At 52.5% G+C, this 12,409-nt stretch carries 9 protein-coding genes and 1 pseudogene; 1 reads left to right on the top strand and 9 read right to left on the bottom strand.

Annotated features, from left to right (window positions below; all coding sequences use genetic code 11):
- Positions 1 to 104 precede the first annotated feature (104 nt).
- The 4 genes from MKX51_RS14030 to MKX51_RS14015 form a co-directional block, all read right to left on the bottom strand.
- Positions 105 to 518, bottom strand: coding sequence for a bacteriohemerythrin (locus tag MKX51_RS14030; protein ID WP_340940989.1), 414 nt, complete (start codon positions 516 to 518; stop codon positions 105 to 107).
- Positions 519 to 644: 126 nt separating this feature from the next.
- Complete coding sequence (locus MKX51_RS14025) at positions 645 to 1,550, bottom strand: NUDIX hydrolase (protein ID WP_340992785.1); 906 nt, start codon at positions 1,548 to 1,550, stop codon at positions 645 to 647.
- A gap of 402 nt (positions 1,551 to 1,952) precedes the next feature.
- Positions 1,953 to 2,816 carry a cation diffusion facilitator family transporter gene (locus MKX51_RS14020; RefSeq protein WP_340940993.1) on the bottom strand — a complete coding sequence of 288 codons (864 nt, stop codon included), beginning with the start codon at positions 2,814 to 2,816 and terminating at the stop codon, positions 1,953 to 1,955.
- A 321-nt stretch (positions 2,817 to 3,137) separates the two neighbouring features.
- Positions 3,138 to 3,641, bottom strand: coding sequence for a ferritin (locus MKX51_RS14015; protein ID WP_036728710.1), 504 nt, complete (start codon positions 3,639 to 3,641; stop codon positions 3,138 to 3,140).
- A gap of 115 nt (positions 3,642 to 3,756) precedes the next feature.
- On the opposite strand from MKX51_RS14015, the gene nagZ reads away from it, so the two are divergent.
- A complete protein-coding gene (gene nagZ, locus MKX51_RS14010) occupies positions 3,757 to 5,103 on the top strand; it encodes a beta-N-acetylhexosaminidase (protein WP_340992784.1) in 1,347 nt (448 codons plus the stop codon).
- 142 nt (positions 5,104 to 5,245) lie between these two features.
- Here the strand turns inward: nagZ and MKX51_RS14005 are convergent, their stop codons facing one another.
- The 5 genes and pseudogenes from MKX51_RS14005 to MKX51_RS13985 form a co-directional block, all read right to left on the bottom strand.
- A complete protein-coding gene (locus MKX51_RS14005) occupies positions 5,246 to 6,346 on the bottom strand; it encodes an efflux RND transporter periplasmic adaptor subunit (protein WP_340992783.1) in 1,101 nt (366 codons plus the stop codon).
- 27 nt (positions 6,347 to 6,373) lie between these two features.
- The gene (locus tag MKX51_RS14000) at positions 6,374 to 7,765 is read right to left on the bottom strand and encodes an ABC transporter permease (protein WP_340992782.1); all 1,392 of its coding nucleotides are present in this window, start codon (positions 7,763 to 7,765) and stop codon (positions 6,374 to 6,376) included.
- Between the two features lie 245 nt (positions 7,766 to 8,010).
- Positions 8,011 to 8,706: pseudogene (locus MKX51_RS13995) on the bottom strand (ABC transporter ATP-binding protein); the annotation flags it as partial.
- Positions 8,707 to 8,759: 53 nt separating this feature from the next.
- A complete protein-coding gene (locus MKX51_RS13990) occupies positions 8,760 to 11,369 on the bottom strand; it encodes a hypothetical protein (protein ID WP_340992781.1) in 2,610 nt (869 codons plus the stop codon).
- A 184-nt stretch (positions 11,370 to 11,553) separates the two neighbouring features.
- Positions 11,554 to 12,387: a helix-turn-helix transcriptional regulator gene (locus MKX51_RS13985; protein ID WP_340941001.1), complete on the bottom strand. Its 834-nt coding sequence runs from the start codon at positions 12,385 to 12,387 to the stop codon at positions 11,554 to 11,556.
- Between the last annotated feature and the right edge of the window lie 22 nt (positions 12,388 to 12,409).

Here is a 12,409-nt window from a genome sequence, read left to right as displayed (position 1 = left end):
AACTGAATACTATGATACTATCAACACACAATAGGATTCATATCCAAGCAGCTAATATAAAAAAAGAAATGCCTTACAGCATCTCCTTGTTCCCGATCATTCAGTTAGACCGCCCGGTTGCCCTTGGCCGCGATGCATTCACCGATTAGCTTGTCGCATTTGTGAATATGATTGATCAGCCAGTCTGTCAGCGTCCGGTTCAGCTTGATTGTGGATAACACGGATACGCCCTTGGTCTTGATCGTCTCCTCCAGTTCCAGCACCGTCTGCACGAACTCAGCGTGCGTCTTCTGGTGTTCCGACAGCTCCGGGAAGCTGATATCCTTCATCAGCTGCTCTTCACTGCCGAAATGCTCCACGGTATAGTCCTTGAGGAACTTCAGCGTTTCTTCGATTTTTTCTTTGCCCTGCTGGTTGCTGCAGGCTTCAAAAAAATCATTCAGCTTCACCAGCAGCTGTCTGTGCTGACAATCAATCTTTTCTACTCCGATATCATACGAATCCTTCCAGCTAATCATAGGCTCACCCTGTCCTTTGCCATAAATCAAATAGTCAAAATATAACTAATTGTCTGCTTTTCCCTATGAAAGTTCTATTAAGAACATCACAAGGCCAAGGAGGAGTTTCCGGACAGAAGGGCGTTCTCAAAATAAATTCCATTCCCGGTTATACCGGTACAGCTTCGAGGGACGGTGTCCGGCATCCCGGGTGCTCTGATCCGTCTCAATGACCCGCTCTGCGATTTTGCGGCGGAAGGCGGCGGCGAGCAGCTCTTTGCCGAGGATAATCTCATACACACGCTGCAGCTCGGACAAGGTGAACAACGGCGGCATGAGATTGAAGATAATATCGGTATATTCCGCCTTGCCGCGCAGACGTTCGATGGCATACTGCACCATGAGCAGATGGTCAAAAGAAAACCCTGTGCTGCGCACGATCTCACGGCTGACCTGCCGGACATGCCCTTGAATCGTCTCGGTAAGCTTGACCACCCCGCTTAGCTTCTCCTGCTCACTCTCCAGTATAATCTCCACCAGTGTCTCCTGGCGGACGTCCTGCTCCAGCACCTCGCGGCGGGTCTCCAGAATGTGGTACGAAACGTCGAACCAGGCAGCTGCGGCTGCATCATCCCCTGCCTGTACGTCCAGAGCCTTGCGGTCCACGAGCGCCATGTAGGAGCAGCTGATTACCCGCATCCGCGGATCACGGTCCACATCGCCCCAGGTATACAGCTGCTCCATGTAGATATTATCGATATTAGTCTCGCTGTACAGCTCCCGGCGGGCAGCTTCTTCTACGCTCTCACTGATCCCCACGAACCCTCCCGGCAAGGCCCATTGTCCCAGAAAAGGATGCTCCCCGCGCTGAATCAGCAAGAGCTGCAAGGACTTATCCGCCAGCTTGCGGTAGTTATTCTGCTCCTGTTCCATCACGGTGAAAATCAGCATATCGACGGTGACAGACGGACGTTCGTAGCTGCCCGCATTATAATTCTGCAGGAATTGCTCCTCGCTTAAGCCGTTAGAACCTTTGACCGGTTGATTTGGCATGGATATTCTCCTTGTCTTGAATCGGTGAATAGATTCGTTTGTTAATAACATATTGATATTATATACATGTTAATGGAATGCAGGCAAGTCCGGTCCAGGGCGAAGAATGTTTTTCCCCAATCTATATAAGACGTACTCAAGGTTTGAACTCGAAGCTTGGTCGTCGCTGCGGTGAACATTTGGACTTCCGGCCGCTGTTGTCCCCAGGTTTCTTGATTTAAACCACTATTCGTGGTAGAAATCCGGTGACAAAGCATCGCTATCGCTCCTACAGTTCCAAATTTCCCCTCCGCTTCTTTTTGCTTTTCATTAATTTCTTTAGTGCGCCTTATCTAACACAAAAAAATGCCCCACCGAGAGCGAGGCAATTCATGTAATCTATTCTTGTTGTACACCTGTTGATCACATCGGTTCGATATGGACAAGTACGGTAGAGACCTGATGACGGTCCTTAAGCTGATCTTCGATCTCCTCCGTAATATCGTGACTCTGCACCACATTCAGATTGGAATCCACCAGCACTGTGGTATCCACCAATACATTATTGCCGTGAATACGGGCCTTGATATCCTTAATCGACTCCACGCCATCAATCTCCGCGACCGTCTGCTTCATCAGCTCAAGCTTACCGGCATCGAAGCCGTCGGTGAGGTCATGTGTAGCTTTGCGGAAAATATCCCAGGCCGTCTTGCAGATCAGCAATCCGACAATCGTGGCTGTGAGCGGATCTAGCCAGGGAATGCCGAACTGTGAGCCGATAATCCCGACGAAGGCCCCCATACTGACCAGTGCATCCGAACGGTTATCCTGCGCCACTGCATGCATGGCATTGCTGTTCAGGTTACGGGCAAGCCTGATGTTGTAACGGTAGACTGCGATCATAACCACAGCACAGGCAGCTGCCGTCCATGCGGCAATCAGATCAGGGGTCTCCAGCGCTGGCTGAATGAATTTGTTCACACCCTGATAGAGCACTTGGAAGCCTACAGCAATCATGATAAAAGAGGCAACCAGTGCGGCAACTGTCTCTGCTCTGAAATGACCATAGCCATGGTTCGAATCCGGGGGTCTGCGGGAAATCCGAAGTCCGGTCAGAATGGCCAGGGAAGCAATAATGTCGGTGCTGTTATTCAGCCCGTCAGCCAGGAGTGCCTGAGAGCCTGACACCGTTCCTATGAATAATTTGACGGCAGATAAGAGTATGTATGCTAAAAGACTTAGCCATGCTCCTTTTTCACTTTGTTTGATATCGCTGTAATTTTCCAAGAAAAAGGACCTCCAAAGATTAGTATTGTTCCATACTACACGCTGACTTACGGGTGGGTCTAGAGAAACAGTGTTGCCGGACAGCGTAAGAGTTAACCCCGCTAAATAGAGTTGGCAACCCGGAAGTAAGTTGCGGCTCCCTACATTCTTTGCCCTTGTTCAACATTGCAGCCTATCTGCTGCTGACAGGCCGTGTAACTTTTCTCGCAAAACGTAGTCTAAGTATATGGAGACCCAAGGTCGGCGCACACAAACAAGCGGCTTCCCCTCTTCAGGAGAATGCCGCTAAGCTTGCGTATGATTGGTTACTCTAGCTGTCCTCTACTCCGCTGGCGGTGTAAATGAACGTCCTGCAAATTCTGCATCCAGCATATAGAAGGCATTGCTGTCGGTTTCGATCCGTTTGAGCTTGGCGATAATGTTGCTGAAGAGTGCCTCTTCTTCCACCTGCTCGTCAATGAACCATTTCAGGAAATAGATGGTCGCGTGCTCCCGTTCATCCAGGGCCAAATCCGCCAGATGATAGAATTTCTTCGTATTCTGCTGCTCATGGGCGAAGGCATGCTCGAACGCATCCAGCATGGAGCTATACTCATTGTTCGGTTCAGGCATCGCCGCAAGGGTGGCCCGGTAGTCCCGGTCATTCAGGAATTTGTAGATCTTCATGGCATGGAACCGTTCTTCTTCAGCCTGCACCAGAAAGAAGTTGGCGAATCCGTCCAGGCTCTCACCGGAACAATACGCAGCCATCGCAAGATAGACATGAGCAGAATAGAATTCGAAATTCATTTGTTCATTAAGCGTGTTCATTAATTGCTCTTTCATTGACAGGTCACCTCATCCTATAGTATTGATTATGCTTGAAGCAGGTCATATGTAATGTCTTGTTCATTCTATCATCCCTATCCGCCAAACCGCAATCGAAAGGAAGATTCCCCCTATGAAATGGTTCAGCCGTCAAAAAATAAACAATACTCCACCCCGCCGCGCTCTCCTCCTGCTTGCCGCCTCCGCCTGCCTGCTGCTGGCAAGCGGCTGTGAGGGGAATGGGAATGCCGCACAACAGGCAAGCGAAGGCTCTCCTCCGGCAGCGGTGTCAGCCTCTCCGGCTGCCGCACAGACGCCAGTGCCTGTGGCAACCGAAGCCCCAGTGACACCGTCATCAGAGGCTTCAGCCACTCCTGACCCGGTCTCCCGGAAGCTCGCCGGAATGACTCTGGAGGAGAAGATCGGGCAGATGCTGCTGGTCGGCATCCAAGGCAAGGCGGCAGGTGCTGAAGCACGCAAGATGATTGCCGAAGATAAGGTCGGCGGAATCATTCTGTATTCTAATAATGTCGGCAGCCTTAAGGAGCTGGTGCAGCTGACCAACGCCCTGAAGCAGAGCAATGCAGGGAATCCCGCACCGCTGTTCATGAGTGTCGATCAGGAAGGCGGCAAGGTTAGCCGTCTGCCTGATGACTACGCCACCTTCCCATCGAATGCTGCTGTCGGCAGCGGAGATGATGCCGCTGCTGCCGGAACAATGGGCGAACTGCTTGCCCGGGCGGTGAAATCCTCCGGCTTCAATATGGACTTCGCGCCGGTGCTGGACATCAACAGCAACCCGGATAATCCGGTGATTGGTAACCGTTCCTTCGGCAGCAGCGCAGAGCTGGTCACCCGGCTCGGTATTGCCGAGATGCAGGGGCTCGAGCGTGAAGGCGTCATTCCCGTGGTCAAGCATTATCCGGGCCATGGCGATACCTCAGTAGACTCACATCTGGAGCTGCCGGTCATCAACAAGACAGAGGCCCAACTGGCAGAACTGGAATGGCTCCCATTCCAGGCAGCGATCCGGGAGAAGGCCGATGCTGTAATGGTGGCCCATATTCTATATCCGAAGCTCGACCCGGACAAGCCCGCCTCCCTGTCCCATGTGATTATCGGCCAGCAGCTCCGCGGATTGATGGGATACGAAGGGGTAGTCATTACGGATGACATGACCATGGGCGCAATCATTAAGAATTATAGCCTTCCAGCTGCGGCAGTAGAATCCGTCTTGGCCGGGAGCGATATCCTGCTGGTCGCCCATGAATACAAGAACGAACAAGCCGTACGCGCCGCATTGCTGGACAGCGTCAAGAACGGCAGCATCTCCGAAGCACGGATTGACGAGAGTGTCTACCGTATTCTGGCATTGAAAGCCAAGTATCAATTAACGGACGAAGCAGTGCCCTTGCCTGATCTTACTGGCCTGAACAGCGACATCCAGACTTGGCGTAAACCGTTTATGCAGAAGAAATAATGGTCCAATCGTTCAGCAACAAGTGGACAAAATCCATCTGCCGCCCTCCACTCAGGCTACAATCCGCAGAAAAGCCCCAAATCCGGTTATTACCCGGGTCTGGGGCTTTCAACTGCTGTCAACTACTGCTAACTACTGCTATCTATTGCAGAACTACGGTGTCTCCTGCCTTAAGTCCCGAGAGCACCTCTGTTTTATCGGTCGTCTCCATTCCGGTCTTGATCTCTTTGCGTTCGTATTGGCCGTTTCCTTTGTCCACCATCACGAAGGCCAGATCCCCTTCACGGATAACTGCGATATTGGATACGACAACAGCCTTCTCTTTGCGCGAGGTCTCGACGTCTCCGCTCAGGCTAAGGCCGCCCATCAAATGCTCGTCCGGCTGCATGGAGATCACCACCTCGAATTGCGGAAGCTGGCCGGCTGTGTTCTGTCCGGTGGTCGTTGTGGCGAATTTGGCCACTCCGGTTACCTCCCCGTCCAGGACCAGATCTTTTACGGCGGTCATCTTCACCTTCACCTTCATGCCCTTTTTGATGCGGAAGATATCCTGCTCCCCGACCTGTGCTATGAACTCTACTTTGTTCGTGTCCACAATCTTGCCGATGTACTGATTGTCGGTGACGGTCTGCGGCCGTTCCGTACTGCTGTCGAAGAGGAAGATGCCGTTCTCCGGAGCATGGTATACCGCAGTGCCCAGCTTCGCCTTCTTCTCCGTAAGCTCTTTGGCTTGAATCTCGGCGTTCACCTGGTTCAGCTCATCGCTCAGACGAGCGGTCTCCAGGGCAGCCAGGGCCTTCAGCCGTTCCGCTTCCGTACCCGCCGGGGCCGAGGAATCATCCTCCTGCTGCGCGACAAAAGCATTCAGCTCCCCCTCCAGCTTCGCCTTGCGGGCGGCTGCCTCCGCCGTGGCAATCTCATTTCGGAGTGTGCTCTGATCCAGAGTGAAGAGCACCTGGCCCTTCTTCACCTGGGCCCCGTTCTCCACCTTCCAGGACGTAACCTTGGAGGCAAAGGGGGCATAGACCAGCGTCTCCTTCTGGTATTGCGATCTGCCTTTGATCTGTACGGAGCTGGTTAACGTCTCTTCCGTTACCGGGAAGCTGATCACCTGCATCGGTTCAGGCGGCAGATCAGCGGTCTCATCAGCCTTGAAGAATTTGGTATATCCGAAATAACCGGCAGTTCCGATGATACCTAAGATTATGATCCATTTCAGGCTCTTCTTTAGAGTCCTCTTCATCGTTTCGGCTTCCTTTCTAGCTTAGGGTTAGTCTCGTTTAATAGCGGTTAATGCATCGGTTCTGGAGGCACTGATCGCCGGATAGATCCCCGACAGTACACCCGTCATAATGGCAAAGGAGATGCCGACCGGCAGATTCATCGCCGGAATGAAGAAATTCATCCCGTCCCCTGCACTGCCTACCAGCTTGTTGAGCCCCATCACAATGAGATAGGAGAATGCAACACCCAGCATGCCCCCGAGCAGCCCCAGAAGCGCAGCTTCGGTAATGAACATGTTACGGATCTGCCCCATGTTAGCCCCCAGGACCTTCATAATCCCGATCTGGCGACGCCGCTGATGGGTGGACATGGTCATGGCCACTATGATGGAGATGGAAGCGATGATCAGGATGAATACCCCGATGCCGAGAGCCGCCATTTTGATCATATCAAATTGCTCCTTCAGCATCTCCTGCTGGAACAGATTGTCTTGAGCGTTCAGGGACAGCTTCTGAATCATCTGCTCCACCGGCTTGATGTTCGCCACATCGTCCACCTTGACCGTAATCGAGTTGTAGCTGCCCTCCGGCGGGAGAGTTAGCACACTGGTGGTGGAATTATCGAACGCAAGCTCCTTGGAGAGCTGCTGTGCGGTCTCGGGAGACACATACATAATCTTCTCATAGGATGACCGCAGTTCATCCATCCCCTTGGGAAGCGCCAGAATTCCGGAGATCTGCAGGGGTGAGCTAAGCTTGAACACCGGGGATGTAGAGCTGTAGTCCTGCGCCTGAATCTGAACCTGCTTGCGGTACAATTCAGTAGGCACAGTGGCCATTTTGTCATATTGCTGGTACAGCTCCTGGTTGAACGGATCCGCACTCATCTGATCGAACAGCTTCTGCCGGGTCTCCAGGTCAATCAGGCCCAGTGTAGCCCCGTGATTGAGCACAATGGATCCGAGCTGGCCATTCGCCCCTCCCTGCTTGAACTTGTGGTCGTACGCCGTCAGCTTCTGTAAATCGGCGACAACGACCTGAACATCGGAGATCTTGTTGTCTATGGTTACCATCTGCAGATATCCTGCTTGATGAAAAGGCGAAGCCGCCTTCACATGATTCAGCCCCTGGATGATCTTCAGCTTCTGATCGGTCAGCTTGCCGGGGTCGAGGTTCTCATTCACCTCACCCGATCCGCCGCCCCCGCCTCCGCTCTTCCCGTTCGTTGGAAGTCCTCCGCCGGGCGAGACTGTAATCTCATCCATTTTGAAGTTGGCATTAACTTGGTCCGTTACATAGACCTGTGCAGATTGGCCTACGCTCAAAGCCACGATAATTGCTGCGCAGCCGATGGATATCCCGGTCATACATAGACCTGTAACCACCTTGCGCCGTTTGACCTGTTCCCAGGCCATCCGTGAAATGTCTCTGATCTTCACGGCTTCCCTCCCTCTGCAGGATCAGCTTCCTCAGCGGTCTGGTGTTCAGGTTCCTCAGCTGGCGGATCTTCATCCGCTCCTGCTGTCTGCGGTACTGGCTCTACAGCTTCCTGTTCAGCTCCTGCAGCTAATTGTTCTTCAACCTCTACCATGGTCTGCGGTTCAGCTTCCTCAGCGATTTGCTCTTCAACCTGTACTTCTTTTTGCAGCTCAAGCTGCGGTTCTATCGGGGGTTCTATCTGCGGTTCTGTCTCTGCTTGCGGTTTTGTCTGCGATTCAGTGACCAGGAAGCCGTCCTTCAGCGTGAAAATCCGCTGCATTTGTTCAGCCACCTTGTATTCATGAGTAACGACAATAAAAGTCGTCTTCATCGTCCGGTTCAGGTTCAGCAGAATGCTGATAATCTCCTCCTCGGTCTTGGAATCCAGATTCCCCGTCGGTTCATCGGCGAAGATGACCGACGGCTCTGTGATCAGCGACCGGGCGATACTGACCCGCTGCTGCTGGCCTCCGGAGAGCTGCGAGGGGAAGAGATCCGCCTTGTCGGGAATTCCCACCTGCTCCAGCAGCGCCAGCGCCTTGGCCTTGCGGGCCCTGGGAGAGACTGACTGGAAGACCAGCGGCAGCTCCACGTTCTCGCGGACCGTCAGGCTGGTAATCAGCTCATAGGCCTGAAAGATAAATCCGATATTCTTGCGGCGGAACTCGGCCAGCTTATTCTCGCCCATCTTCACAATGTCCTGATCAGCAATGTAGATATGACCTTCCGTGGGCTTCATCAAGCCGGCCATCAGGTTGAGAAGCGTGGACTTCCCGGAACCTGAACTGCCCAGCAGGGCAACCATTTCTCCTTTTTTGACGGCAAAATTGATTTTATGAAGAACGGAGGTCCATTCATTACCGCTTTTGTACGAATGCGTAATATCTTCAACACGCAACATGGAAGCTGCTCCTTTTTTTAAATATAAGAATGGTTTAGTTGAGCGGATGAAGATTATTCCTCTGTCTTGTTCGGAACCACATTAGTGACCCCAAAGGCTTGGCTGCCCAGCATTAGCCGTTCGCCCTGGAACTCATCATAGAAGGCTAACTTATAAGCGCCGCCGTCCATCGTCTTATACACAGGTCTGCTGAGGGAGAAGGAATACTGGTTGTTCGTCCCTTCAATCAGGTCTGTGCCCAGTGTAAGGACCTTCTCGGTAGCGATGCCGAACGGATCGGTAATCTGCAGAATCAGCTTATGCTCAAGAACGCCTGCATCATATAGATTATCCTTCCTCAGGCTGTAGTTCATAGTAATGTCCAGGGTATCCGAAGACTTCATCCGCTTGCCTTCAGAGGTGATAACAGAAATCGTATAAGGATATAATGCCGTTGATTCCAGCGTATTCTTCGGTACGTTAGCCTGCGGATTCAGCTGAAGTGCTGCCACATTGACGAATCCGGTGGCTTCTTCCTTGGCCTCGATCAGCTTACCCTCTTTGATACCGGAACCGAGGTAGAGTGAGACATCCGCGAGGTCCGTAGCCTTAGGCACCTTGGCCCACAGGACCACGAGCTGCTTGGCATCCGGAGACGCGCTGTTCTCCGACTGGCTGGTGCCCGCTTCGAAATACTGGCCGTCCTTGGTCTTATAGTAAGCCTGGAGACGGGCCATTTTGCTCTGTCTTTTCTCCTCACTGCTCAGATAGAGCTCTGTGTACACCAGATTGTGGCTCTCCCCTTGATAGATCGTTGTCCGGTTCTCCTGTACACTGGCCGTTTTGCCTTTGCCGCTAATGGTGTAGCTCTTGCCCTTCTCGATGGTCGGAATACTGTTAATCGAGTTGTTGACGCTGACATCCAGGAACGGAACGGTCTCTGAATTCTGTGTGCCGTTCAGGGCAATCCGCATATTCTGAAACTCTGAGGTATAGGCGATTTTGCCGAGTACATACAGATCCGCCGACTTCCCTGGCGCAAGGACAGAAGAATCCTTATTGTCCATATACAGCTCTGTAGTCACGGGCAGGTTTTCTTTATCCAGCTTAATGGTTCCCTTCAGCTCAGGCAGCGTAAGAGACACGTTCTGGGTATTGGTGATTCTCAGTCTGGCAGCTACGATATCATCATCTCTCCAAGGATAACGCTGCAGAGACTCTATACTGTACGAGAACGAACCGTATGAATTCGTGGTCATATACTCCTGGCCGGTCGTTACCTCCGTACGCAGGGCATAAGGAATGACGAAATAGGCTACCGGGAAAACCATTTTGGCAGTCGGTGTTGCAGGAGGCGAAGTGGACGGCGTTCCGGTATTCCCGGTATTTCCGGTTGTCTCGCCGGTTCCGCTCGGTTCAGGCATACTTGAGCTCTCTGCGCCTACGGATTCGATCATCATAAGCTGCAATCCGGATTGATCGACTTCAAGCGGTACGCGAACCGTAAGCGGTACAATTTTGGTCTCTAGCGGCTTGAGGGTTACTCCGCTTACACCTTTGGCATTCACCGGAAAAACCTTGCCCTTCACCGATTTGACCGCCAGGTCGTAGCTTGGCAGGGTTACCGCCTTGTTGCCGGTATTCTTAAGCTGCATCTGGAACGTCCATACCGCATCTGCATCCTGTGCGTACACATTGGCATTGCGGAGCAGCGTGTCTACCGTGTTGTTATTGACTACAATCTTTTTGACTACCCCGCTGCCCACTACCAGATTAGGCGAGCTTGCTGCGGGCAGCTTATAAGAAGATTTAGCCAGCTCCAGCTTCGTGGTCTCGTCCCTCTGCGTGAATTGCAGCTTCATATTATCTGTTTTGAGATAGGCCGGGATTTCCGTAATATAATATATGCTCCGTTTCTCCTGCGGCTGAATCTTGTAATCCGCCTGGGTACCGCTCAGCGCCAGCTCGAAGGAGGTGCCGCTCGCAGATACCAGATACGCCGAATAGCCCGGATCACTGAGGACTTTATTGCCCTTGTTGGTCAGACTGACCCCTACTTTGGCATAGACCTTGCCGCTGTATTTGTAGAGCTGGAGGGAGTCTGCACTGGCCGCGACGGGAATGTCGTTCATGACTGTACTTAGGCTTGTTCCAACTGCAGCCGTAGTTGAATAATTAGCGGGCACTCCAAAAGATCCCGTCTGCTTCAGATACCCCTTCGTCTTGGCATCCCAGACCAGCATCGAGATTTTGATCCCCTGCAAGGAGGAGGTTTGTCCCACATTTACATAATAGGTCACGCTAAGGCTTTCTTTGGCGCCGACCTTCTTCTTCAGGGCGTCCGCACCTAAGGGATTACCCGGAAGCACTGATCCTCCCGGAGTGACCACACGTGAGAAATAATGCATCAGACTCGCGCTTGAATTGCCGGAATTCGTATATTTAAGTGTGTATGACAATATGTTTCCGCTGGACTGGCTCCATATGTTGATATTCTCCAGTACTGCGGTCACTCCGGCACCCATGGGAACGGAATTGAACTTGAATGCCGCCGGAGCGGATACTGCGGGGGCCTTCGCCGCCGGGGCTGCATGTGCAGCAGGCGCACTGATACTGCCAGCCACCTGGCCGGCAACAAGTGAACTCACCAGCAATGCAGCATATGTAACTCTATACTTTCTCATTTATTTCCCTCCAGATGTATTTACTAGCAATAGTATAGTTGCTTGGCGCGTGGAATTTGTATCCACTTTGTAACCCTTTGTATCCATTTGTAACTTTCTGTCACCTAACCAAGGCTATCGCGGCGTGAACTCTGCCATAAATGTAACAAACTTTCTTAATACTTGGTCCTAAAAAGGCTTGATTCTACGAGTTGAAGGAACGTCTGTATTGGTTCGGCGGCATCCCTTCGAGCTGTCTGAACACCTTGATGAAATAGCTGGATTGTTGAAAGCCGCTCTGCAGCGCAATTTGCGCAACGGACAGCTTGGTTGAAGCCAGCAGCAGCTTCGCCCGGGCCATCCGGCAATCGCTCAAATAACGGTTCGGCGTCTTGCCCATAATGCTGCGGAACAGGCGGAGAAAATGGTAGCTGCTATAACCGGCAAGTCTGGCCATAGACTCCAGCGTCCAGGGCCGCTCACATTCACTATAGATCCTGTCGGCGGTAAGCCGGATGGAATGCCGGATCTCCAGCGGAACGGAGCCGTGGAGCGGCTCGGAGTTCTGCATCAGCGTAACCAGAATCTCATAGAGCAGTGTGGAGAGGCGCGGTTCACTCCGGGTCTCATAGCCTGCACTGAGCCGGTACATTTCCTCGAAGAGCGCTTCATAACCGGTACCGGGATCGAAGGTGAAGAAGTAGCCGCGTGACTGATCCGCCTCCTCCAGCATAGGCAGAGGCATCGCCGTGGCGAAGTGCATCCAGCGCACATCCCAGGCGGCGCCGGGATCAGAACCGTACTGCTGATAAGCCCCTCTGGGAAAAAGAAAGCCGCTGCCCCGCCTCATGGATATCCGCTCCCCTCCCTGAAATACATACCCTTCTCCCCCGAAAACCATGTGGAGATTATAGCTGTTCAGGAACCCCTCGCTTCTGCGCTCTGCATGCTCCGGGAAGTCGCTGTAATGCCCCAGCATCTCCGGATAACATACATAGTGGGCATAAGCAGGCTGCGGCAGAACCCAGTGTTTTCTCATGTGAATCTCCTCCTGCCCTGCG

Origin of the sequence: Paenibacillus sp. FSL M7-0420, from assembly GCF_038002345.1 — a bacterium.
Lineage (GTDB): Bacteria > Bacillota > Bacilli > Paenibacillales > Paenibacillaceae > Paenibacillus_AQ.
This window is presented reverse-complemented; position numbering and strand designations above follow the sequence as displayed.

Excerpts from the sequence above, each read along its gene's own strand:
- MKX51_RS14030 (WP_340940989.1), bottom strand. The coding sequence starts at position 518 with ATGATTAGCTGGAAGGATTCGTATGATATCGGAGTAGAAAAGATTGAT.
- MKX51_RS14025 (WP_340992785.1), bottom strand. The coding sequence starts at position 1,550 with ATGCCAAATCAACCGGTCAAAGGTTCTAACGGCTTAAGCGAGGAGCAA.
- MKX51_RS14015 (WP_036728710.1), bottom strand. The coding sequence starts at position 3,641 with ATGAAAGAGCAATTAATGAACACGCTTAATGAACAAATGAATTTCGAA.
- nagZ (WP_340992784.1), top strand. The coding sequence starts at position 3,757 with ATGAAATGGTTCAGCCGTCAAAAAATAAACAATACTCCACCCCGCCGC.
- MKX51_RS14005 (WP_340992783.1), bottom strand. The coding sequence starts at position 6,346 with ATGAAGAGGACTCTAAAGAAGAGCCTGAAATGGATCATAATCTTAGGT.
- MKX51_RS13990 (WP_340992781.1), bottom strand. The coding sequence starts at position 11,369 with ATGAGAAAGTATAGAGTTACATATGCTGCATTGCTGGTGAGTTCACTT.
- MKX51_RS13985 (WP_340941001.1), bottom strand. The coding sequence starts at position 12,387 with ATGAGAAAACACTGGGTTCTGCCGCAGCCTGCTTATGCCCACTATGTA.